Annotated in this window: 21 protein-coding genes and 1 tRNA gene; 15 read left to right on the top strand and 7 right to left on the bottom strand. The window is 33.0% G+C overall.

Annotated features, from left to right (window positions below):
- The first annotated feature begins 169 nt into the window (after window positions 1–169).
- Window positions 170–940, top strand: coding sequence for a glycosyltransferase family 2 protein (locus CELAL_RS01555; RefSeq protein WP_013549153.1), 771 nt, complete (start codon window positions 170–172; stop codon window positions 938–940).
- Window positions 941–947: 7 nt separating this feature from the next.
- On the opposite strand, the gene CELAL_RS01550 is transcribed toward CELAL_RS01555, so the two are convergent.
- From CELAL_RS01550 to CELAL_RS01535, 4 genes are all read right to left on the bottom strand, one after another.
- Entirely contained in the window at window positions 948–1,712 is a 765-nt protein-coding gene (locus CELAL_RS01550) for a glycosyltransferase family 2 protein (RefSeq protein WP_013549152.1), read from the bottom strand.
- A 4-nt stretch (window positions 1,713–1,716) separates the two neighbouring features.
- A complete protein-coding gene (locus tag CELAL_RS01545) occupies window positions 1,717–2,802 on the bottom strand; it encodes a CDP-glycerol glycerophosphotransferase family protein (RefSeq protein WP_013549151.1) in 1,086 nt (361 codons plus the stop codon).
- 285 nt (window positions 2,803–3,087) lie between these two features.
- Window positions 3,088–3,795, bottom strand: coding sequence for a phosphocholine cytidylyltransferase family protein (locus CELAL_RS01540; protein WP_013549150.1), 708 nt, complete (start codon window positions 3,793–3,795; stop codon window positions 3,088–3,090).
- Between the two features lie 188 nt (window positions 3,796–3,983).
- Entirely contained in the window at window positions 3,984–4,799 is an 816-nt protein-coding gene (locus tag CELAL_RS01535) for a 2,3,4,5-tetrahydropyridine-2,6-dicarboxylate N-succinyltransferase (protein ID WP_013549149.1), read from the bottom strand.
- Window positions 4,800–4,902: 103 nt separating this feature from the next.
- Here CELAL_RS01535 and ruvX point away from each other — a divergent pair, with 103 nt between their 5' ends.
- From ruvX to CELAL_RS01510, 5 genes are all read left to right on the top strand, one after another.
- Window positions 4,903–5,313: a Holliday junction resolvase RuvX gene (gene ruvX / locus CELAL_RS01530; RefSeq protein ID WP_013549148.1), complete on the top strand. Its 411-nt coding sequence runs from the start codon at window positions 4,903–4,905 to the stop codon at window positions 5,311–5,313.
- Between the two features lie 4 nt (window positions 5,314–5,317).
- On the top strand, window positions 5,318–5,908 hold the full coding sequence (gene def, locus CELAL_RS01525) for a peptide deformylase (protein WP_013549147.1): 591 nt from the start codon (window positions 5,318–5,320) through the stop codon (window positions 5,906–5,908).
- Between the two features lie 56 nt (window positions 5,909–5,964).
- Window positions 5,965–6,411, top strand: coding sequence for a DUF5606 family protein (locus CELAL_RS01520; protein ID WP_013549146.1), 447 nt, complete (start codon window positions 5,965–5,967; stop codon window positions 6,409–6,411).
- Between the two features lie 230 nt (window positions 6,412–6,641).
- A complete protein-coding gene (locus CELAL_RS01515; protein ID WP_013549145.1) occupies window positions 6,642–7,733 on the top strand; it encodes a PAS domain-containing sensor histidine kinase in 1,092 nt (363 codons plus the stop codon).
- Window positions 7,733–8,125 carry a response regulator gene (locus CELAL_RS01510; RefSeq protein WP_013549144.1) on the top strand — a complete coding sequence of 131 codons (393 nt, stop codon included), beginning with the start codon at window positions 7,733–7,735 and terminating at the stop codon, window positions 8,123–8,125. Before CELAL_RS01515 ends, CELAL_RS01510 begins: the two co-directional genes overlap by 1 nt.
- 19 nt (window positions 8,126–8,144) lie before the next feature.
- Here the strand turns inward: CELAL_RS01510 and CELAL_RS01505 are convergent, their stop codons facing one another.
- Genes CELAL_RS01505 through CELAL_RS01495 form a run of 3 tightly spaced genes read right to left on the bottom strand, consistent with a single transcriptional unit; the run spans window position 8,145 to window position 11,577 of the window.
- Complete coding sequence (locus CELAL_RS01505; RefSeq protein WP_013549143.1) at window positions 8,145–9,275, bottom strand: lactonase family protein; 1,131 nt, start codon at window positions 9,273–9,275, stop codon at window positions 8,145–8,147.
- 27 nt (window positions 9,276–9,302) lie between these two features.
- Window positions 9,303–10,919 (bottom strand): family 20 glycosylhydrolase, encoded by a 1,617-nt coding sequence (locus CELAL_RS01500; RefSeq protein ID WP_013549142.1) that lies wholly within the window; start codon window positions 10,917–10,919, stop codon window positions 9,303–9,305.
- Window positions 10,920–10,938: 19 nt separating this feature from the next.
- Window positions 10,939–11,577 carry a GDSL-type esterase/lipase family protein gene (locus CELAL_RS01495; protein WP_013549141.1) on the bottom strand — a complete coding sequence of 213 codons (639 nt, stop codon included), beginning with the start codon at window positions 11,575–11,577 and terminating at the stop codon, window positions 10,939–10,941.
- Between the two features lie 157 nt (window positions 11,578–11,734).
- Between CELAL_RS01495 and CELAL_RS01490 the strand changes: the two genes are divergently transcribed.
- From CELAL_RS01490 to CELAL_RS01450, 9 genes are all read left to right on the top strand, one after another.
- Window positions 11,735–11,811, top strand: a tRNA-Pro gene (locus CELAL_RS01490).
- A 1,900-nt stretch (window positions 11,812–13,711) separates the two neighbouring features.
- Entirely contained in the window at window positions 13,712–14,758 is a 1,047-nt protein-coding gene (locus CELAL_RS01485; RefSeq protein WP_205692182.1) for an endo-1,4-beta-xylanase, read from the top strand.
- A gap of 2 nt (window positions 14,759–14,760) precedes the next feature.
- Entirely contained in the window at window positions 14,761–16,440 is a 1,680-nt protein-coding gene (locus tag CELAL_RS01480) for a glycoside hydrolase family 43 protein (protein WP_013549139.1), read from the top strand.
- Between the two features lie 107 nt (window positions 16,441–16,547).
- Window positions 16,548–17,537 carry a glycoside hydrolase family 26 protein gene (locus tag CELAL_RS01475; protein ID WP_013549138.1) on the top strand — a complete coding sequence of 330 codons (990 nt, stop codon included), beginning with the start codon at window positions 16,548–16,550 and terminating at the stop codon, window positions 17,535–17,537.
- Window positions 17,538–17,850: 313 nt separating this feature from the next.
- On the top strand, window positions 17,851–18,981 hold the full coding sequence (locus CELAL_RS01470; protein WP_013549137.1) for an alkaline phosphatase: 1,131 nt from the start codon (window positions 17,851–17,853) through the stop codon (window positions 18,979–18,981).
- Window positions 18,982–19,464: 483 nt separating this feature from the next.
- Entirely contained in the window at window positions 19,465–20,166 is a 702-nt protein-coding gene (locus tag CELAL_RS01465) for a ThuA domain-containing protein (protein ID WP_052303966.1), read from the top strand.
- The gene (locus CELAL_RS01460; RefSeq protein ID WP_013549135.1) at window positions 20,135–22,549 is read left to right on the top strand and encodes a carbohydrate binding family 9 domain-containing protein; all 2,415 of its coding nucleotides are present in this window, start codon (window positions 20,135–20,137) and stop codon (window positions 22,547–22,549) included. Before CELAL_RS01465 ends, CELAL_RS01460 begins: the two co-directional genes overlap by 32 nt.
- 418 nt (window positions 22,550–22,967) lie before the next feature.
- Complete coding sequence (locus CELAL_RS01455) at window positions 22,968–24,137, top strand: hypothetical protein (RefSeq protein ID WP_013549133.1); 1,170 nt, start codon at window positions 22,968–22,970, stop codon at window positions 24,135–24,137.
- Complete coding sequence (locus CELAL_RS01450) at window positions 24,124–25,080, top strand: SMP-30/gluconolactonase/LRE family protein (RefSeq protein WP_013549132.1); 957 nt, start codon at window positions 24,124–24,126, stop codon at window positions 25,078–25,080. The genes CELAL_RS01455 and CELAL_RS01450 overlap by 14 nt, the downstream gene beginning before the upstream one ends.
- The last annotated feature ends 81 nt before the right edge of the window (window positions 25,081–25,161 follow it).

Genomic DNA, 25,161 nt, shown 5'->3' with positions numbered 1-25,161 from the left:
AAATTTTTTAGGCATCAAAAATAACCTTTTAATAACGATTAAAATAAATCTTTTTACAGATGTTTTTATGCAAATGGAGTAATAATGAGGGTAGAAAAGCTGTTATAGGAATGTTATATTCCTGTAATTTGTATTTTAAATGCAAATACGACTATTTTAAAAGAGTACTATGAAGGAGAAATTGTCAGTTTTTATTATTACCTATAATGAAGAACGAATTTTAGATAAATGTTTGAATAAGCTTTCTTGGGTAGATGAAATTGTTGTTGTAGACTCTGGCAGTACAGATGCTACTTTAGAAATTTGTAAAAAGTACCATGTAAAATTAGTTCACAAAGATTTTGAAGGTTTTGGTGTTCAAAAGCAATTTGCTTTGGAGCAAACGACCCATAATTGGGTACTTAGCATCGATGCGGATGAAATTTTAACCGAAGAATTAATAGCCGAACTACAAGGAGTGCTTGATTCTGGTACCTCTAACAATGGGTATTATTTAAAAAGAAAGCATGTTTTTTTAGGTAAAGTTTTTGAGTACGGTCCTGAGAGTAAGGAGTATATTTTGCGTTTCTTTAAAAAGAATAGGGGTAAGTTTGACGGAAAAAAAGTACATGAAAATGTAATTTTGGAAGGTCCGTCCGGTAAGCTGAAAAATAATTTCCTCCATTTTACAACGCGTTCATTAGACCATTATATAGAAAAGCTATCGAACTATGCTTCTATCTTTTCAGAAGGAGAATACCTTAAAAATAAAAAATATGGAATTGGATATATTTTTATAAAAGTAAAATTAGAATTTTTTAAAAAATATTTCTTGGAACTTAATTTCTTAAATGGTAAAGAAGGATTTTATTGGTCTTATTTAGCAGCGTATTATATGGGGATTAAATGCATGAAAACCAACGAACAATATAAGCAGGTAAAGAAACAGTTAATGTTTTAAGGCGGTTTTAGTTTAAATTATTACGTAATAGCCACAACTTTACATAGCGCATAAATACAGTATAGCCATAGACGTAAGCAATCATAAAGCCTTGAAAACCATCTAAGAAACCTTTTTTTAGGATATAATGACTAAAAAAACGGAATGCAGGTTTTATTATAAAGTGGAATAAATTGGGTTTTTTTCCTTTTTCAAATAATTTAATAGCTTGTAGATTAGCGTATTTATTCCGCTTTCTAAAAATATCATCTATTCCTTTATAGGAGTAATGATTTATTTTATTTTTTAGTTTGCCAACGGTACCGTTAGCTTTAATTTCTTCGTGTACTAGATTACCGTTGTACCTACACTCTTCTTTCTTAAATAATCTAATTACTTTATCATTTTGTAAACCACTATGCTTTATTAGTTTCCCCATGTAATAGGTAGTCCTATACACCCAAAAAGCAACCTCATTAGGAGCTAGTTCAATGGTGTTCATTATTTCTTCCTTTAGGAGGGGAGTAATTTCTTCGTCGGCATCAAAAAAAATGATCCAATCATTGCTTGCTTTTTCAATGGCATAATTTTTCTGACTCGAAAAATCGTCAAATACTCTTTGGTAGAGCTTCACATTAGGATATTCTTTAATTATAGCAACAGTTTGATCAGAACTAAATGAATCGATAATAATTAACTCATCAGCAAAACTCATAGATTCTATGAATTTTTTTATAAATTTTTCTTCGTTGTAAGTAATAAGAAGACTCGTAATTTTTATCTTGTTTTTCAATATGCTAGAATTTTCTATCGAATTGGTCTGCCGCTATGGTCAATGGCTTTTGGTATGATTTCCAAGTAAAATAGTTTAATTTTTTTCTTATTTTATATTTTCTTACTAAACTTAAAGGTTTGGGTTTTAAATAGGATTTATCTTTATATAGAAAATCTAAGGTAGCATCAATTACCCTTTTTGAAGATTTTCCGTCCTTAAAGGTGTGCGATTCATCTGCATATTTTTTAATTTCTGAAATAATATCTTTAGGTTGTGATAAGGCATACTGGATGGCTTCTTCAATTTCACTCACTTCATCAACATTTATATAGCTGGCTAAAGGCATATTATTTCTAAAGGTAACCACGGGTTTTAGTTGTAATAAGTACTCTATTAATGCAGATGATGTGTCGCATAGCATTATATCCGATTTTTCAAATAGCGGGATCAAATTGGTTGTATCGTGGTAGGTAAGGTTTTCATTCTGAAAAGACTTAAACTTAGCTACGGTTTCTTCTGCTATTAATGGATGTAAAACAATATCAAAATGCCATTTTCCTATTTTTGATAACCTTTTTAATTCTTCTTGCAAGGAAACATTTAAGGCTAAACTATATTTTTTAGTAAATGTAGAAGAAACCAATATAATAGGCTTCTCATTATGAGGCTTGTTTTTTAAAGGGAATAAAGCATCCATCTTAGGCCATCCAGTTTCAATGACTTCAAAATGTTTTAATTTTTCGCTTTTATGTTTAAAATTCGGGGTAGAAGTTGCTCCTTGTGTACAATAGAGGTCAAAGAAATTCCGGATAATAAATTGATCTGTTCCTTTTCTTTTATTTGCAGGAAAACCATGGAAGACTTGAACTTTTATACCGGGAATAAAATCTGCAACATAATCTGTTGCGGTAAGTACAATATGAGGTTCGTAATGAATTGCTTCTTCAATAGTTAGAATATCTTCTTGATTTTTAAAGTATGCTTTAGTTTTTTCATCTTCTACAAACCATTTTACCTCCATTCCTCTAGCTTTTATTTCTTTTTCAAGGGGTTTGCAAATAGGAATACTGTATGCGTAAGTTATGTATAACAAAAATTTTTGTTTCATTCTAATGGTATTAGATTTTACAAAAATAGACTTTAAAAGGAACTATTACCAAAAATTGTAATGCCATAAAATAAAAATCTCCAAGAAAATTAGCTCGGAGATTTAAACTTATTTGTAATGGAAACCTACTTTATGTTACGACATTTAAAGACTACTTTTTGCAGGTATTTTCTTTTCCTACGCCAATGTTTATAGTCCAAGGAATTATCTCCTGTACTAATGATAATTTTTGTTGATGCAGTAAGGATCTGGTTTGTGTTTAATAATAAGACCCACTCCAATAGATCATAATCCTACAGTAAAAGCAACTTCTTTATGTAGTTTATTGGCGGTATCTAAATCTTCTTGAAAATCTATTTCTATGCAATTGTATTCAGAAATGTCTACTGCACACATTTTTAAATCATCTTTTTCGATGGAAATTTCAAGTCCACGTTCAAAATAATCATTTTGATCACATTCTTCTAGTCTAGTAATAAAACTATTGATGTCTTTTGAGGCTATATAATTAATCCCAACAGCTTCTCCAAGTCCGCCTTTAACTGTTTTTGATAGTTCCTTGACAAATCCGTTTTCTAGGGTGTATTTTACTTCTTCATCTGCTACTTTACTAGTGTTAACCGCTATAAAGGATTGTTTTTTCTGAATAAATGGATTTAAAACATCGAATAGTTTTTCATCAAATACAACATCGCCATTCATCCAAAGTACAGATGTATCTCTAAACTTTGTTAAAACTTTTAATAAGCTTTTTGACGTGTTTGTTTTATTGAAAGAAGGGTTGTAAGTATAGCTTAAATTAGGAAAACGTTCCATGATTAAGTCTTTTTTAAAGCCAACGACCACATTGATATCTTCTACGGAGTAATAAGTATTGATGTTATCAAGCTGCATTTGCATGATACTTTTTCCGTTTACCAATGGCGTTAAAGGTTTAGGAAACGGGTTTCCCAATCTTGAACCTATTCCTGCGGCCAGTATCACTATCTTCATATCAAAGTATCTATTAAAACTTGTAAAATTTAAACAAGAACATTTGTTTTTATGCGGCGGCAAACCTAAAAAAAAATGGCCTGTATAAATAATATTTTAAGGTATTTATATGAAAACCATTTCAAAAAAAAAGTCTTCCATGATTTATAAAACCATGGAAGACTACGTTATATTATTTAGGGTCTGTTTTATACCGCTACATCATATTCTCTAAGTGCGTCATTTAGAGAGGTCTTTTTATTGGTACTTTCCTTACGTGTACCAATAATTAATGCACATGGAACGTTGTATTCTCCTGCAGGGAATTTTTTAGTATAGCTACCAGGAATTACTACCGATCTAGCAGGTACTAATCCTTTACGTTCAACAGGAGTATCTCCGGTAACGTCAATAATTTTAGTAGATGCAGTAAGAACAACATTTGCACCTAAAACAGCTTCTCTTTCTACACGTACGCCTTCTACAACGATACATCTAGAGCCTACGAATACATTATCTTCAATAATTACAGGAGCCGCTTGTAATGGCTCTAAAACGCCGCCAATACCAACACCACCACTAAGGTGTACATTTTTACCAATTTGAGCACAGCTACCTACTGTTGCCCAAGTATCTACCATAGTACCTTCGTCTACATAAGCACCTATATTTACGTAACTCGGCATTAAAATAGTGCCAGCAGAAATATAAGCTCCGTGTCTTGCCGTAGCCCCTGGTACTACACGAATTCCTTTTTCTTTATAACCTCTTTTTAAAGGCATTTTATCGTGGTATTCAAAAATACCAGCTTCAAGAGTTTCCATTTTCTGAATAGGGAAATATAATACTACTGCTTTTTTAACCCATTCATTTATTTGCCAACCGTCTGTAGTTGGTTCAGCACAACGCAATTTACCTTCATCTAATAAATCTATTACTGAGCGTATTGCAGTTTGTGTATTTTCTTCTTTCAATAAATCTCGGTTATCCCAAGCTTTTTCTATTTGTTCTCTTAATTCAGTCATTTTACGCTAAAATTTTCCCAAATATAAGTCCTAAACGGTAATTATTCGTGCTAATTTATAGTTATAACAATTTATCCTTTATTTTTGCAAAAAAATAAAATGAATGGCACGGATTGTTGCACTTGATTATGGTAAAGTTCGAACAGGAATTGCTGTTACGGATGAGTTACAGCTTATTGCATCAGGATTAACAACTGTAGCTACGAAAGAATTAATAGATTTTTTAAAGAACTACGTGGCAACGGAGAAGGTAGAGTTGCTAGTTGTTGGAGAACCAAAACAAATGAATAATCAGGTTTCAGAATCTGAAGCTTTGATTCTCCCTTTTATAGAAAAGTTGAAAGCTAGTTTTCCAACGATTAAAATAGAACGCCAAGACGAGAGGTTTACTTCTAAGATGGCATTCCAAACCATGATTGATAGTGGTTTAAAAAAGAAACAACGAAGAGACAAAGCATTGGTTGATGAAATTAGTGCTACAATTATTTTACAAGCATATTTAAACAGAATTTAATAAAATGATATTACCAATTATCGCTTACGGAGATCCAGTTTTACGAAAAGTAGGAACTGATATAGCAAAGGACTACCCTAAACTAGAAACCTTAGTCGAAAATATGTGGGAAACTATGTATAATGCAAGTGGCGTTGGTTTGGCAGCACCACAAATTGGTTTGCCTATTCGCTTATTTGTTATTGATACGACTCCATTTTCAGAAGATGAAGACTTATCTCCAGAAGATCAAAAAGCATTAGATGGCTTTAAAAAAGTTTTCGTAAATGCTAAGATAGAAGAAGAAACTGGAGAGGAGTGGAATTTTAACGAAGGATGTTTAAGTATTCCTGATGTTCGTGAAGATGTGAATAGAAAAGAAACCATTAAAATTACTTATTTAGATGAGAATTTTAATGAAAAAAGTGAGAGCTACGGTGGTTTATTAGCCCGAGTGATTCAACATGAATATGATCATATTGAAGGAATATTGTTTACCGATAAACTATCCAGCTTAAAAAAACGTTTATTAAAAGGAAAGTTGAGTAATATTTCAAAAGGAAAAATTAGTGCAGATTATCGCATGCGTTTTCCAGATATAAAAAAAGGTAGGTAAACTAGTTTTTTTATACGCGTAAAAGTTTAATATTTGTCCAGAAATTAAAATAATACATGAGTTTAGATAAAATTTTATCCATAGGAGGAAAACCAGGTTTGTTTAAATTATTAACACAAACTAGAGCTGGTTTTGTAGCAGAATCATTATTAGATGGTAAAAAAATAACAGTTGGTTTCAAGAACAATGTAAGTGTTCTTTCTGAAATCGCTATTTACACACTAGATGCAGAAATTCCGCTTCGAGAAGTGTTCTTAAAAATTCAAGAAAAAGAAAATGGGGAGAAAACACCAGTTTCTCATAAAGATGATAAGTTAAAGTTAGAAGAGTATTTCTTTGAGATACTTCCTAACTATGATGAAGATAGAGTATATGCCAGTGATATAAAGAAAGTTATTCAATGGTATAACATGCTTCAAGAACAAGGAATATCAGACTTTGAAGCAAAAGAAGAAGTAAAAGAAGAAGCAAAGGAAGAAATAAAAGAAGAGGAGAAAAACTAGATTTAATATCCTTAGTATCAATTGCTTGAAAGAGGCAAAAAAATATGAAAATTCATATTTTTTTGCCTCTTTTTCTTTTAAAAACATAGGGCTACCTGTCTTTCACCTACAGTTTGTGGGTATTCGTCTATAGCTTAATTACAGCTAAAGATTCTTCCTCTTAGTTTTCCATTTAAAACATCAATTTTGTGGCATAGAAATGATTTACTCTAAACCAAAAAAACAATATTATGGCAAAAATAGATGGGGAATACGATAAGGAGCTAAGAGGAGCCTTTTTCAATATGGCATACTCACCCTTCGTTATTCTGAATAAAGATTTAAATTTTGTCGATATTAATCAAGCTGCTCTAAATACCATTAAAATTAAAAGAGAAGATTTTATTGGAAGAAATTTATTAGATTTTTTTCCTTATTTAAAAGAGAATGAGAGGTATCAATTATATAAAAATGTCTTGGTAACAGGTAAGTCTATTGGTTTTGATGAAGTTTCTTTTCATACCGATAACGGCGTACTTAAATTCATGATCAAAGCATTTAAAATCGGTGATTATTTAGGTATGAGTACTCTGGATGTCACGAGTTTAACCAATACTATTGATCAGCTAAAGGCTGCAAAAATAAATTTACAAACCGTAAACGATAATCTGAAGCGCAAAAATCAAGAATTAGAAGAGTTTTCATATGTAGCGGCACACGATTTAAGATCACCGCTGACTAATATTCATAGTTTATTAGACATGTTACAAAGTGATAATTCAATTTCTGAGAAAGGGATGCCTGTCTTTGAGAAAGTGCAACAAGTAGCAAAGCAAATGTGCGATAAGTTAAGAGCTTTAAACTCCGTAATTGCTTTAAAGACAACTTTAGATGATAAAATTGAAATTATTAATTTCTCTGCTATTGTAAGTAAAGTAAAGAGTATTCATATTGAAGAAATAGTGCAGACTAGAACTATCATAAAAGAAGATTTTGTACATGCTCCTACCATTGATTATAATTTGAAACAAATGGAAAGTATCTTGCAAAATTTGATCTCTAATGCTATTAAATATAGAAATCCAAATAGAAAATCTGTTATTTTTATTAAGACAAGTTTAGTTCAAGGTAAACTAGTTTTAACCGTTAAAGACAATGGACTTGGGTTTGATAAAACTACCCCTCCAGAAAAAATATTCGGACTGTTTAAAAGAATGCATACTCACGTAGAAGGTTTAGGAGTAGGGCTTTATGTGACGCATTCTATGATTACCAATAATGGAGGAGAAATTAGTGTGAAAAGTGAATTAAATAAAGGAACCGAATTTAAAATTATATTTTAATGAACAATCAATCAAACAGCGTTTTCAGAATATTACTAGTGGAGGATGATGAGATTACCAATTACATTACAACTACAAAACTGAAAAATTTAGGTTTTGAAAATGTGGATGCTGTGTTAAATGGTGAACTAGCAATAGAATACCTTTCTGCTAACCAACCAAATTTAATTTTTCTAGATGTTAATATGCCTGTAATGGATGGGTTTGAGTTTTTAGATTCTAAAGCTGTTAAATCTTTATATTCAGATATTCCTATAGTAATGCTAACATCTTCAGGTAGGCCTAAGGATAAAGAAGTTGCATCAAATTATGAAAATGTCATCGGATATTTAGAAAAACCATTAAATTATGAAAAAATTCAAAACATATTTTCAACAATAAATAAGTTATAAATCACGACTGTTTAGGGACTTAGTTAAAAAGAATACAAACAGGAGTAGGAGCTTCTATTTCTGCTACGAAAGTTAATAGGCCTGTTTGAGAATTTCTTTTAAACGATACCAAATTATTAGTATCCTGATTAGCAACGATTAGAAAATTGTTATCTGGTGATAACGAAAAATTTCTTGGATTCTCTCCATGGCAAGATTCGTATCCTACTAAATTTAAACGACCATCACTTTCATTTACACTAAAAATGGCAATACTGTCGTGACCTCGGTTAGAGGCGTATACAAATTTTCCATCATCAGAAATATGTATATCAGCGCCTTTTGTTGCGCCTGTAAAACCTTCAGGAATAGTAGAAATAGTTTGCACTTTTTCATAAGTGCCATTCCCAGACTTTAAAAGACTAGTAATTGTATTGTCTAGCTCATTAAAAACATAGCTGTAATTTTTACTTGGGTGTACAGTCAAGTGTCTTGGACCAGCACCTTCTTCCATAGCCAATTTGTAAGGTTTAATTGCTTCTAGTTTATTATTTAAAGTGTCAATTTTAGAAAACCAAAGCTCATTTGTTCCTAGATCTGCCGATATAAAAGTATCATTATCAAACCAAGAAGAATGTGCATGTGGGGCTTCTTGTCTTTTTGTAGTACCTTTTCCTGTATGTTGCTGTAGATCTAGTACATCTGATACGTATCCTTCTAAGTTTAGTTGTAATAAGCCAACAGAACCTCCTGTATAATTAGAAACTACCAAGTAGTTGTCTTTATTTATACTGATGTGGCAAGGATGTGCACCACCAGACAATACCTTATTTTTAAATAGTAAGCTATCATTTTTAATCTCATAAGCACTTACAAAACCATTATTGTCTTGATTTTCTTCGTTCACCGCTAATAGGTATTTTTTATTAGGGCTTAGTGCTAAATAGGATGGGTTTGTTGCTTCTGCAGCTAATCCAATTTTGTTCATTTTTCCTTCAGTCGTAAGGCTGTAGCTATAAATTCCTTTACTTTCTTTATTTGTATAGGTACCTACATAAAAAGAAGTAACGGGTACTTCATTATTGTTATCAGAAGCTTCTTCAACATTCTTTGGCTCAGGTTTACAGCTTGCAAGCATAATAAGGACTAAAAAAATTGTGTAATATTTCATTGCGTAGGGGTCTTTTTTAGAGCTCGTCTAATTTTTAAGTGTATCGTTTGTAGTATCCTTTTTCCAATCTATTAATTCAGAAGGGTAGTAGTTTACATTCATTCTGTTTAAGTAGGGTGTTTGGTTCGCTAATCTTATTTTAAAATCTTCCCAATTTCTATTTTCATCGGTAGACCAACCAAGTTCTGCGTATCCTATCATTCTTGGGAATGCCAAGTATTCAAGTTCAGCCATGTTTGCTATTGTTTCAGACCAAAGTGGTGCTTCTATTCCTAAGATATCTTCTTTTTTTAGCTCTTTAATGTAGGTGGTAGGAGACCAATTGTAAGCGGTATCTACAGGAATAAGTGCTGCCCAATCTAAGCCATGAATAGAGGCGTCATCATATTTCATATCCAGATAAGCTCTCGTAGCGGGAGACATAATTATTTTTGATCCTCTTGCTGCTGCATCCGTTGCATTTTTTTTCGTGTTCCAATGTTGTGCAATACTGCTGCTATCTACATCCGCTTGCATAATTTCATCCCAGCCAATCATTTGCTTGCCATGTTTTTGAACAATTTTTTCTACACGATTTACAAAAAGGATATAATCTTTCTTTTTTGTTACATGACTTTCATCTCCTCCTATATGAAAATAAGGTCCAGGAGTAAGTGCTGCTATTTCTCTAACTACATCATCAATAAAAGCATAAACGGTATCCTTGTGGGCATCAAATGTACTAAAGCCCACATGAGTACCCGTATAAGGTTTTAGGGTTTTACCATTTCCGTTAAGAATTGGATATGCAACAGAAGCAGCATTGGTATGCCCTGGCATATCTACTTCAGGAATAATGGTCATATGATGTTCAGTAGCATACGCAACAATTTCACTATACTCTTCTTGCGTGTAAAAACCGCCTTTACCACCACCAACTTCTGTATTACCCGAAACCGAGGTAAGTTTTGGCCATGATTTTATTTCAATGCGCCAACCTTGATCATCTGTAAGGTGCAGGTGTAATTGATTAATTTTGTAGTAAGCCAGTAGATCAATATATTTTTTTATTTCAGAAACACTAAAAAAGTGTCTAGCAACATCTAACATAGCTCCTCTATATTCAAAATTAGGACTATCTATGATTTTGCCTGAAGGAACTAACCACATAGCGTGATCCGTGATGGTATCATTACTCTTTTCTGGGATTATCTGTCTAAGTGTTTGGACACCTCTAAAAGCGCCTTCTGCAGTCATAGAATTAATGATGATAGAATCTTTAGAGATATATAACTGATAAGATTCTTTTACCTGTAAATCAAGACTGTCTGATTGGTTGATGTAAATAACCCGATCTACAGTTTCTAGCTCCGTAGAATTTACAGGAATCTTTAATGCCGTAAGTTCTTCAATCTTGTCAGATAAGAATTGCCCTACTGCTTCAAATTCATTAGAAGCTTGTGAGGTATAGATTACCGTGTTTTTATCCAAGCCAAAAGCCGAATTTGTAGCTATAATTTTAGAGGGTTTCGGAATTATATTTTCGGAAGCTAAATTTGTTTCAGGAAATACAAGGTTGATTTTTTTCTTTTTTTCAGCACAAGAAAGTGAGATAATTGCCAGTGCAAACAAGGCTATTTTTATTGCGAGTATCTTTTTTTTCATAAGTGGTTAATTTACGTTGTTAATCTATATATTTTTTAATAATAGAATGCCAGAGTTGGTATCCTTTTTCATTCATGTGTAAGCCATCACTTATAAAAAGATCTGACTTTATTTTTTTTCTGTGGAGCATGATATCCCATACGTTTGCGAACTCTAAATTCTCATTTTCATCGCAAAATCGCCTTAATTTTCTATTTAATTTTCTGTATTTACCTTTTAATTTCCAACGAGAAATACTTGGTTTCGGAGAGATGATAACCACCTTTGTAGTACTGTCATTCTTTTTTATTTGTTTAATGATTTTTGAAAAATTACGGAGTATTTCTTTATGTTTTTTTTTAGACGATATATCGTTGTCTCCCTCGTAAATGAATACTTTTTTAGGTTGATACATTAAAATAAGCTCTTCCGTATAGCCTAATAAATCAATAGTTTGTGATCCTCCAAAACCTGTATTTAGTATTTGATGTTCTGGAAAATTGCGTTCTAATGATTTCCACATGCGTACACTTGAACTACCTGTAAATATGATGGTTTCCTTGGAGGAATCCCATATAGAATCATATTTTTCAGTAATTGCAGCTACTTCATCCTTAAAAAATTCATTAGGTTGTGCTAAACAATAAAAGGGCACTATAAATAACAGTAAAAATTTCACTTTAAATGCTTTAAGCTTCTAAGATAGTTTTTATATGCTAATTCACCCCTTTAAAATAGTATTTAAAAACTGATTGTTAGTGGTTTACTTTTATTAATGCCGCGATAAAATTTGCCTATTTAACCGCCTTAATTGTATATTTGGTATGTATTAAATTCGGGATGTAGCGCAGTCCGGTAGCGTACACGGCTGGGGGCCGTGTGGTCGCAGGTTCAAATCCTGTCATCCCGACCAAGCGATAAAGTGAACCATGTGAATGGTTCACTTTTTTGATTACAAAAGTGTCAAAAACATAGTTTTTGTAAACGATTGGAATCAAAAAAGTGAGAAGGCGATAGCCTTCACTTTGTCATTTGCACTGAGGGTTTATTAGGATTCTGCAAATCCAGCTATTGTTTTTGTAAACGATTGGAATCAAAAAAGTGAGAAGGCGATAGCCTTCATTTTGATATTTGCACTGAGGGTTTATTAGGATTCTGCAAATCCAGCTATTGTTTGTGTAAGCGTTTGGAAACAAAAAAAGAGAAGGCCTAAGCCTTCATTTTGATATTTGCACTGAGGGTTTATTAGGATTCTGCAAATCCAGATGTAGTTTTTGTAAACGATTGGAATCAAAAAAGTGAGAAGGCGATAGCCTTCACTTTGTCATTTGCACTGAGGGTTTATTAGGATTCTGCAAATCCAGCTATTGTTTGTGTAAGCGTTTGGAAACAAAAAAGAAAAGGCCTAAGCCTTCATTTTGATATTTGCACTGAGGGTTTATTAGGATTCTGCAAATCCAGCTATTGTTTTTGTAAACGATTGGAATCAAAAAAAAGAGAAGGCCTAAGCCTTCATTTTGATATTTGCAATGAGTGTTTCTTAGGATTCTGCAAATCCAGCTATTGTTTGTGTAAGCGTTTGGAAACAAAAAAAGAGAAGGCCTAAGCCTTCATTTTGATATTTGCAATGAGTGTTTCTTAGGATTCTGCAAATCCAGCTATTGTTTGTGTAAGCGTTTGGAAACAAAAAAAGAGAAGGCCTAAGCCTTCATTTTGTTATTTTCAATAAGGGTTTATTAGGATTCTGCAAATCCAGCTATTGTTTGTGTAAGCGTTTGGACACAAAAAATGAGAAGGCATTAGCCTTCATTTTAGTATTTGCAATGAGGGTTTATTAGGATTCTGCAAATCCAGCTATTGTTTGTGTAAGCGTTTGGACACAAAAAATGAGAAGGCATTAGCCTTCATTTTAGTATTTGCAATGAGGGTTTATTAGGATTCTGCAAATCCAGCTATTGTTTGTGTAAGCGTTTGGAAACAAAAAAAGAAAAGGCCTAAGCCTTCATTTTGATATTTGCACTGAGGGTTTATTAGGATTTTGCAAATCCGGCTATTGTTTGTGTAAGCGTTTGGACACAAAAAAAGAGAAGGCATTAGCCTTCATTTTAGTATTTGCAATGAGGGTTTATTAGGATTCTGCAAATCCAGCTATTGTTTGTGTAAGCATTTGGAAACAAAAAAGGAGAAGGCCTAAGCTTTCACTTTTTCATTTGCACTGAGTGTTTGTTAGGACTTCTAAAAGTACTATCACCCCGACAAAAAGGGTTTCAAATAAAACTTACAAATCCAAGTGTTTACGTTGGTCAATATGCTGTTCGTTATACGACTGCTCCTAAATAGGTCCTGTACTCTTGGATATCTGCTACAAGTTCTTCTTCTACATATTTGGCTTTGGATATGAGTAAAGTATAAGGAGAATTTGTAATTGATGCGATTGAAGTTGTAGAAAGCGATATGGCTTTAGCTCTACCTTCTAATGATGTCGAGTGTTTGTGATTATGAATTGGGTACTGGTGCAGGAGTAGAGGAGGTAAAATAGAGTAATGCTTGAGAATATATAATGAATCTTACCGTAAAAAGTGATGGATACAATAATACTATAGATAAGAAAAAACCTTTATTTTAAAGATCTTTCTTAAAATTTAATTAATACCAAAGTTTTATTAGAAATAAGCAACATTAGTTATAAGTATTGACCTAATAGTGCTAGTTGAAATTCCTAAAGTTGAATAGTTTTAGTGCTTTAATTAATTTCCGAAACTAATAAAATGATTTCTAAAAAACACTTGTTTTACTCTTTGTGCACATGCCTAATGCTTTCACTGTTTTTTTCTTGCGGGAAGAAGGTATTACCAATTAAAACAAGCCTTAAAAATAATGCAGCCTTTCCTATAGGAACCGCAATAAAAATTAAAACATTATTAAGCGATTCAGAATTACAAGCCTTACAAATCAACAATTTCAATAGTATTACATCAGCAAGTGATATGAAGATGAACAAGGTTATGCCTAGTGAAGGTGTATATTATTGGGGTGGAGTAGATAGTATTGTTAAGTATGCTAAAGCCAATAATCAACGGCTATTTGGACACAATTTAATTTGGCATAGTTCAACACCAAAATGGGTAGAAGAAAAAGCATCTAAAGATAGTTTATGGATGTCTAAATTTATGGAAGATTATATTAAAACCTATGTGGGGCGTTACAAAGGTAAAGTAGCAGCATGGGATGTAGTAAATGAGGGGCTTGAATCTGCAGGAGGAGCCATTCGGAAAACCATGTGGTATAATGCTATTGGTAAAGATTACATTGCCAAGGCATTTACATATGCGCATGAGGCAGATCCTAACGCCGTTTTGTTTTATAACGATTTTAATATTGAAAGAGATACGGTAAAACTTAATGCGACACTTAAACTAATTAAGGAATTAAGAAGCCAAAACGTTCCGATTTCGGGAATAGGTTTTCAAATGCATACTCGAATGGATATTCCAGACGATATTATTGCCCATGCGCTAAAAGAAGCAGTAAAAACAGGCTTGCAAATTCATCTATCAGAAGTTGATATTATTTTTAATACACATAATGATACTAGAGGTGGAGGTATTCAATTGTATGATGAGCTTACCGATGAGATGAAAAATAAACAAGCAGAAAAGTATAAAAACCTTATTAAAATGTACCGTTCTATAGTTCCTGAAAAGCAACAATATGGTATTACTTTTTGGGATTTTACAGATAGAGATAGCTGGATTAGTGGTTTTTTTAAAATGAAAGATTGGCCAACAATTTATGATGAAAACTTAGAACCAAAACCTGCATATTTTAGTGTTTTAGAAGGTTTAAATGAAAAATTATAAATATGAAAAGGGTTGTTTTTCTATTATTTGTTTCTGTATTTTTAATGACCTATTGTAAAAATGAAAGTCATGAAAAACAACAAATAAAATCTCAGACAAGTACATACTCCAATCCTATTCTACAAGGTTTTTATCCAGACCCGAGTATCTGTAAGGTTAATGGAGATTTTTACATGGTTAATTCTACGTTTGCTTATTTTCCTGGTATTCCTATATTTAAAAGTTCAGATTTAGTGAATTGGAAACAAATAGGAAACGTATTAGACAGACCAGAGCAATTAAATTTAGATGGTTTAGATGTTTCAAGTGGTATTTTTGCTCCTGCAATTAACTATCACAAAGGTTTATATTACTTGGTTTGTACCTTAGTTGGAGGTGAAAATAATTTTGTGGTTACCGCTAAAAATCCTGAGGGTCCATGGTCTAATCCTAATTGGATTCCAGAACTTTCGGGTATAGACCCATCACTTTTTTTTGATAAAGATGGAAAATCATATATCGTTTACAACAGCGAATCACCAGATAATAAACCAGAATATGATGGTCATCGTACTATAAAAATTTACGAATTCGATTTAGAAACTTTAAAAGTGGTCGGCAGTGCCCAAATAGTTATTAATAAAGGAGCGAAACCAGAAGATAAGCCCATATGGATTGAAGGACCTCATATTTATCAAGAAAACGGATATTACTATTTAATGGCAGCAGAAGGCGGAACCTCTGATGAGCATTCCGAAGTTGTTTTTAGAAGTAAAAATGTAAAAGGGCCTTATGTAAGTTATAAAGATAATCCTATTTTAACCCAAAGACATTTGGATGCGAATAGAGAAAATCCAGTTACATCAACAGGTCATGCAGATATTATTGAAGACAATAATGGAAATTGGTGGGGCGTTTTTCTAGGTTGTAGACCTTACGATAATGAGGGGCATTTTAATACAGGAAGAGAAACATTTATGGTTCCTGTAAAATGGAAAAATGATTGGCCTATTTTTGATTTAGAAGGAGATATTGTAAAAGATAATTATAAAATATCCTTAGCTAAATTAGCAACTAAAACGACATCTAGAAATGTTGATTTTAAAGATGAATTTAATTCGAATTCATTAGCTTTTGACTGGATTTTTTTAAGAACTCCAAAAGAAAAATGGTATTCAATTTTAAATGGAAAATTAAAGATACATACACGTCCAGAAACTACTTCGGGTGCTTCAAACCCAAGTTTTATAGGGTATAGACAAAAACATTTATTTGGGAATGTAACTACAAACCTAACTTTTAAACCAGTTTCTGAAAATGAAAAAGCGGGCTTAATTGCTTTTCAAAATGAACAACATTATTACTATTTATGTAAGAGTTTAAAAGATAATAAACCTGTAATTCAATTATTAAAATCTAAGGAAGATACTTTGGAGTTACTAATTGAAAAACCGCTTCAATTAAATACTTCAATTAAATTAAAAATAGAGGCAAAAGGAGCTACATACAGTTTTTTGTTTGCTGAAGGAGAGAACAATTGGCAACTATTAAAGGATACTGTTGATGCACGCTTTTTAAGCACTAAGGTAGCTGGCGGATTTGTAGGAACCATTTACGGAATGTATTCAACTTCATTAGGGGTTACATGTGAAAATACGGCTGAGTATGATTGGTTTGAAACAGAGAATTTAAACAAATTGTAAGCTGTAAGCTAGTGTTTAAAATGCTTACAAATTGGTGTGTTATGTTGTTTTTCAAATCGTATTGAAAACAAATTTAAAAAATTATATAATTAAGAGGTTTATCAGTTATGCATAAAATAAGTTTAATTGTTCTGTTGTTGTTTTTGCAAAATGGATTTAGCCAAGAGGTTATCCCCCGTTTTAATTATAATGCTAAATACGAACCAGAAATAGGAATTTATCACGGTGCTGGTCAGGATAAAAATGGGTTTCAGGATTATGTAAATGCCGTTGGTCAAAGCAAGATGCCTGCTATATATATGACTTATGTTAATATAACCGCACCAGTAAAAAAGATTGAATCTTGGGGAAAAGATTTAAAACATGTTTTAGATAGTTTGCCCAAAGGGATAATGCCTCAAATTGGTTTAGGATTTACAGGAGGTAAGGATACTGGGGCAGGTTTAGATACAGACGTAGCTGATGGAAAATATGACAAACAATTACAAGCATTCTATAAAGTACTTTTGGATTTAGACAGACCTTCCTTTACCAGAATAGGGTACGAGTTTGAGGGCGATTGGAATGGATATTCTCCTGAAAGTTTTAAAAAAGTATTCCTAATTATTTCAAAGGCATTTAAAGAAAAGAATATAAAATCGGCTACAGTTTGGTGTTCTGGAGGTGGCTCTGCAAATTTTATGAGTCTTGAAAAGCTAATGGCATATTATCCTGGTGACCAATATGTAGATTGGTGGGGTATTGATATTTTTAGCCCTGAAGAATTTGATCATATTGGTTTACAAAACTTTTTTGATAGTGCCCATATTCATGAAAAACCAGTGATGATTGGCGAATCCACCCCACGCTATGTTGGAGTCTTAGATGGTGAAATTTCTTGGGATAAATGGTTCAATCCTTTTTTTGAAATGTTATATGATAACCCAGGAATAAAAGCATTTTGCTACATCAATTGGGATTGGATCTATTGGTCTAATAAAATTGGTTTTCAATGGCATGATTGGAAAGATGCCCGTATAGAAAAAAATACGTTTGTATTGAAGGCTTATAAAATGAAAATGGAGAACCCAATATTTATTCACCTGGAAAATAAATAAGTAGAGATAAACTATATCTAGGTCTAGATTTTTAGTGATTTGTTGCTGCTACTTAAAGAAAAAATAGGTTTTTTTCTTAAGAAGATAGATTAAGATAGTAGTCCGGTGCGCGGATAAATAATGAAGATTGACAATTGATAAATAAAAAAGTAGACGCTACTTTTTTAAGTACTTAAAAGTTCACGGTTTTGTAGGTGTAATTTATGGGATGTACACAACTTTATCAGTTAAAAAAAAGGACAAACAAAGCCGTTTATTATTGGTTTAAAAACAAGAACATAATTTAATATTAATAACTCTGAAAACAGAATTTATGATTTATAGAAATAGTATTTTTATAGCCCTTTTAGTAACATTAATTTCCTGCAAATCTGCAGTTATTAAAGAAGAGTTAAGACCAAAAGCTAAGAATGTTATTCTTTTAATAGCAGATGGTACCGGTTTGTCTCAAGTATCCTCTGCATTTTATTTTAAAAAGACCAAACCAAATTACGCAAGGTTTAAGTCAATCGGACTTATTAAGACCTCTTCTGCAACAGAAGATGTTACAGATTCTGCTGCTGGAGCAACAGCTTTTTCAACAGGAGAAAAGACGTACAATGGTGCTGTTGGTGTTGCTGTAGACTCCTCGCATTTAAAAACTTTGGTAGAGATTTTAGCTCCACAACATGTTAAAACCGGATTAATTGCAACCTCGTCAATACAACATGCCACTCCAGCTAGTTTTTATGCGCATGTTTTACATAGAAGCCAATATGAAGATATTGCTTTAGATTTAGTTACTTCTGATGTAGACTTTTTAGCCGGTGGTGGAAGACAATTTCTTACTAAAAGAAAAGATGGGAAAAATTTATTAGCAGAATTAAAAGTAAATGGATTTGAGGTAGATACAACTGCTTTGGGAAGTTTTTCAGAAATTAAAAAACATTCTAAAATGGCTTATTTATTAGCCGAAGAGCATATGAATGCGGTGGCAAAAGGACGAGGAGATTTTTTACCTAAAGCAACAGAATTAGGTATAGAATTTTTGAATAAAGATGCTGCTAAATCTGGTTTTTTTATGATGATAGAAGGTTCGCAAGTAGATTGGGGAGGTCATTCTAATGATGCTGATTATTTGATATCTGAATTAATTGATTTTGATGACGCTGTAGGTAAAGCGCTAGATTTTGCAGAGAAAGATGGCAATACTTTGGTTATTGTAACTGCAGATCATGAAACAGGAGGTTTTACATTAGCCTCTACCCCAAAGGAAAAAGAAGATGGTACCACTTATGACGATTATAAGGAGATTACAGGTACGTTTTCAACCAAAGGACATTCTGCCACTTTAATTCCGGTGTTTGCTTTTGGTCCAGGTTCTGAGGCATTTAATGGGATATATGAAAACACCGGTATTTTTCATAAAATATTTGAACTAACAAATTGGAAGAATACCAAGTAATACATTTTTTTTATTCATGTATCGTAGTTTATACCTATGGTTATAGCTTTTAATTTCAAAATAATGTTGCACTCTAAAATAGTATCAAGTCCACTTTTAAGCATTTTTATTTCTCAAAGCCTGTTGGTAAATGCACCATATAGATAAGAGAACCAGTTAAAAGAATTATCAAAATACATTGATATTAAGTTGGTTTTAGTTAAAGGTTTAGTAGAAAAAAATGGCATGCGTTTTTTTAATGCTATGACTTTTACTATTCAATTGATAAAAGTGAAAAAGAAATTGAAGATTGGTGGCATAAAACAATTTCAGATCATTAAAAGGCAGCTTTATAATAGGTGATTGAAGAACTATTAAGATTACAGCTAGGTAACAATGACAAGCATTGGCTTAGTCTGGGAAAATATGAATTATGAAAATAAATGTTTTACGATGAAATTCTTAACAATAAAGTATCTGTTATTAACTATAATATTTTTTACAATGATTAAAACGAGTGCTCAAGATCAGTTTAGTGTTTTATTGTTCACCCAACATGATGATTGGCATTACAATAGCATTCCTGTTGCTGTTCAAGCTTTTGAAGAAATGGCAACAGAAAATCAGTTTATTTTTGATTGGACACAAAGACCCAATGATCTTATTGAGAAATTACCAGCATATGATGTGGTAATTTTTATGAACGCCAATGCAAATTATTTAATGCCAAAACACATGATCGCTTTAAAAGCATTTATGAAGCGTGGGGGAGGTTTTTTAGGTATACACGGAACAGCAGATGGCGAAAACGATAATACTTGGTTTGACGGTCTTGTTGGAGCGAAATTTGTGAATCACCCAAAATTACAAGCCGCAATTGTAAACGTAGAGGATAAAGATTTTTCGGCAACATGGCATCTACCAAAGAAATGGCTTCGTAGTGATGAGTGGTATAACTTCGAAAACATGAATTTAGATAAACTTACTATTCTAATGACAGTTGATGAAGCTTCTTATGATTTTACTGCTGGTTATGATGACATTCCTTTAAAAGGAATGGGAGAGAAACATCCCATTTCATGGTATCAAGAGTATGAAGGAGGAAGATCGTTTTATACCGCTTTGGGGCATAAACCAGAATCATTTAAAGACAAAAACTTTTTAGACCACATTTTTGGAGCTATTTATTGGCTTAAAGGAGATTAATTCAATTGAGAATAAAGGAAATAAAAAATATTTTTCATCTATTGTTAGTCCTGTAGTATTCAATCAAACTCTTAAATTAATTATGCACCAGCACAATAATTTGGCCTTTAAAATAAATAGAAATGCACAAAAATTTGAAAACCGCTTTACAAAAATTCTGATAGGTACTATTAATTTAATACCTATATGTATGCTTCCTATTCTAGGATTTGGTCAGGACGGTACTAATGAAAATGATTCAAAGGAACTAATAGCACATCCACTCAATGATATCGAGCTCCATTTGGATGGTATTGTAGATGAAGAGTTTTGGTTATCTATTCCAGGCAATGACGATTTTCTAATGCAAGAACCTAAAGAAGGAGGTCAACCAACAGAGCAAACAAAAGTAAGAATCGCCTTCGATGACCAAAATATTTATATCGCAGTAGTTTGTTATGATAGTAATCCGTCAGATATAAAGGCTTTTCAAAAGAAGAGGGACGCATCCCTCGAGACAGACGATAATTTCGGATTTATTTTTGATACATTTATGGACAAGCGAAGTGCCTATTTTTTTGAAATTAATCCATTTGGATTACGGGGTGATGCCCTCATTTCTCCTGGTCAGAGTGGAACCTTTAACAAAGACTGGGATGGCATTTGGAAAGCATGGACCCATATTGGTGATTTTGGGTGGTCGGCAGAAATCAGAATTCCCTTTCGCAGTATAAACTTCGATTCTAAAAATGATGCCTGGGGAATTAATTTTCGAAGAACTATACGTCGCAAAAATGAAGAGCTATTATGGGCAGGCCACCGTCGTAATCAAGGATTGTTTAGGCCACAGAATGCTGGTATTCTTACTGGTCTTGCAGATCCATCGCAGGGATTAGGTTTAGAAATAATCCCCTATGCCATTACCCAGTCTAGCAAAGAATATGATAAGGATAACGATGCGGCTACCAGTAGTACTTCCGCCGACCTTGGATTTGATATTAATTACAATATTACTTCTCAATTGAAAGCCTCTTTTACATATAATACAGATTTCGCACAGGCCGAGGTAGACAATCGACAAATAAATCTTACTCGTTTTTCGTTGCGTTTTCCTGAACAAAGAGATTTTTTTCTAGAGGGATCTTCAATTTTACAATTCGCACCATCAAGTGGTGTTGATCCCTATTTTAGTCGTAGGATCGGACTGGTGAATGGGATGCGTGTACCTATTAAGTACGGAGGTCGTATTATAGGAAATGTTGGTAAGAATAACATAGCACTATTACACGTACGTACTGGTAAGATGGGAGAACTAAATCCAGAAAATTTTACGATAGGTAGGTATAGGCGAAATTTCTGGAAGGAAAGCTCTATCGGCGTAATATATACTCATAGAAGTACCGAAGACGATATCGTATTAAGTAACCCGGTTCAAGATAGGAAGACATGGGGTGCTGATCTAAACTTAAGTACTTCAGAATTCTTGGGCAATAAGAGGCTGCAACTTTCCGCCTTTTTTGTTGCCCACAATCCCGCTTCCCCCTCAGATAATTTCACTTCTATATCAGATAGATCAGTTAGGGGGTTTCGTCTTAATTTTCCCAACAAACCGTGGTCTGGAAATGTTTCGTATAGGGAATTTGGCGATGAGTATGATCCAGCCGTTGGGTTCAACCAACGTAATGGTTTTAAAAGGTTACAACCAGGAATAAAATACGCTCCGCTGTTTGATAAGAGCAAATTAATTAGAGAAATAGAATGGGGTATTGAATATGAATATCTGACTTCATTGGGAAACAAACCTCTTACCGAATATTTAGGGTTTAATTTGGGAACTATCCGGTTTGAATCTGGTGATAAATTAGGTGTTCAAGTATCTAGGAGCTTTGAATACCTTAACGAAGATTTTGACATACTCAATGATAGTTCTGTTGTCGTGCCTTTAGGGGAATATGTAAATTGGGGTTACGAAATTGAGGCATCTTCTGCATCCTTTCGTAAGATATCGGGCTCAATTGCTTATGAAGCTGGGGGTTTTTGGACTGGTGATATTTCCAGTTTAGTATTGGGTTTAACCATTCGTCCAGCACCTGGTATTAATCTAAGCAGTGGGTATACGCATACCAAAGTATCTGCAATGAATAGTGGGTTTAATACCAATTTATTCCAGTTAGATCTTGGTCTTGATTTTACACCTGATATTTCAATTTCCTCAAACATTCAGTTTGATGATGTAAGCGAGGTTCTTGGAACAAATACGAGATTTAGATGGATTATTACACCTGGTACAGATATCTTTTTTGTTTACAACCATAATTGGTTAAATAGTGAAACTTTAGCTAGAAGGCTTACAACCTTACAAGAAGTTGGAGTGGTAAAAGCAATTTATACGTATAGGTTCTAATTGGTGCTTTGAATGTTTGCAAAGTATTAAAAGTTTATACGTCCGATATTTCTATAACAATGCTTTAAGTATTTTAATAGTGCTTAATCATCTGTAAATGAATCATTTTAGATGAAATTCTAATAAAAATTCATTCAATTAATAGAATGAAAAAAGTAATAATATTCTATGGTCAAATTATCACTCACAGCTTCGAAATTATCAGCTGTAAATCTGGCGATTGAAAGAACAGCGAGGAAAGCTTTTAAATCAGAGATATTACCAACCTATGATCTATACCCTATTATGGAAAAAAATTTAAGAATAAGTCGAAGGGTACTTACTCGCATTTTAGTTGTTGAGTTGCGTAATCTGAATACTCTCTTTTAATGAAAAAAATAAAATAAACGATTAATAATGGATCACTAAAAATAAATATATGAAAAGAAAAATAATTTTATTAGCTATAAGTTTAATTTGTTCTCTTGCTGTAGATGCACAAAATATAGTTTATGTATATGGAGATGTTGCTGCAGATGGTACGTTACCCTCCGGAAATAAAGAACCATTTCACCAAATGCGTTTGAATGATGAAGGAGATTTAGGGATGAGCGGTTTTAAAAAAGCATTGGAAGCTGTTGAGTGTACTGTAAGCGAAGTTTACGATCAAGAAATCGTAATTAATGTCGAATTTTTAAAATCGATTGATGTTTTAATTTTAGGCTCTAATCAGCGAGTTTTTGTCGAAGCAGAAGCTAAAGCCTTAAAACGTTGGGTGAAAAATGGAGGCGGAGTAATTACCTGGTCTGATAGTGGATTTGGTGGAGAGTATAGCATTGTAGGTGTGGATAATGAGGTGGGGCGAATTTCTGACAATGTTTTAATGGAGCAATTCGGTATGTATTTTTTGACTGACAATGGTGCTGGAAACTATTTGGTGAATGAGTATACACAAGATCATTTTATTAATAAAAACAATAAACATAAAGGCGTTGCTTTTAGGGGAGAAGGCGTAAGTTTTGTTCGTGTTTCTAAACCGGCAGTAATTTTAGCTAAAGCGCAAGAAGGCGGATTAGGCGGTAGGTTAGTTGTAAATTCAAATGATGGTGAATTTAATGAGAATACAGATGTAGCTTTAGCAATAGCAGAAATAGGTAAAGGTAGAGTAATAGGTGTTTTTGATCGTAATTTGTTTTGGAATGCGGGGGCTGGTACCCGTTTAAGTCATTCCGATAATAGCGTATTTGCACAACGTATTGTACTTTGGGCAGCAGGTATTGAGGATGAACAACGCTTTGCAAATGACACCAATGCTCTAGTTTCTGCAATAAATACACCTCCAACTATTACTATTGATTATACGTACTCAAAAACGGATAACAGTCTTGCAATTACGGCAGTGATTACTGACGAGGATAAAGATGCCATTAGTCCGGAAATAATGTGGGAGCAAGTGGAAGGCCCTGCCAATTCTGTGTTCGAAAATAATAATCCCAATACTACAACACCACGTATTTTTATGCCCCAAGCGGGTAAATATGTTTTTAAAGCAAGAATTTTAGATGGTGAGTTTGAAATTAATAAATTCTTAGACTATGAAAGAAAGTAAATTCATTAAAATGAACATAAAAGGAAAATTTTTTAAAACCTTTTCAAGTTTTAAAAATATCATTTTGTTTATAATATTATGTACCTCATGTAATGCTCAAAATAAAAAGAGTAATCAAATTATAGGCAATAGTGCAGAGTTGGTCTTAATTTCAAATAATTATGAATTTACTGAAGGGCCAGCAACAGATAAAGACGGGAATGTTTTTTTTACCGATCAGCCAAACGACAGGATTTTAAAATGGGAGGCAAAAACCAATTTGGTATCTGAGTATATGAAACCTTCTGGTCGTTCTAATGGGCTTTATTTTGATAATAATGGTAACCTATTATCTGCTGCAGATGAAAAAAATGAATTATGGCGTATTAACCCAAATAAAGAGGTAACCGTACTTGTAGATAACTATGATGGTAAAAAACTTAACGGACCTAATGATTTGTGGGTAGATGCTAAAGGCGGTATCTATTTTACAGACCCCTATTATCAACGCTCTTGGTGGGAACATAAAGAGCCTCAGCAACATGAAAAAAGAGTTTATTATTTAGCACCAAATACAAGTACACCACGAGTTGTATCAAATGATAACTACGTACAGCCTAATGGTATCATAGGAACTCCTGATGGTAAAACACTTTATGTTGCAGACCAAGCTGGAGAAAAAACATATGTCTTTACTATTGAAGAAAATGGAAATTTAACGAATAGAAAGTTATTTACAGATATGGGTTCGGATGGGATGACTATAGACAACTTAGGGAATGTTTACCTCACAGGAAAAGGTATTACTGTTTTCAATAAAAAAGGGGAACAAATACAGCATATTGCTGTGCCTGGAGATTGGACTGCCAATGTCACCTTTGGCGGATTAAATCAAACAACACTTTTTATTACAGCCATGGATTCTGTATACACCTTAGAGATGGCGGTACATGGAGTCCGATAATTAGAATTAAAGTTAACAAGTCTAAAATTTAATGCATTTATAGCATAACAGTTTAAAGTACATTTTCTATTAATAAATAAA

Origin of the sequence: Cellulophaga algicola DSM 14237, from assembly GCF_000186265.1 — a bacterium.
Lineage (GTDB): Bacteria > Bacteroidota > Bacteroidia > Flavobacteriales > Flavobacteriaceae > Cellulophaga > Cellulophaga algicola.
Note: the sequence above shows the minus strand (reverse complement) of the source record. Positions and strands in the feature narration are given on the sequence as shown.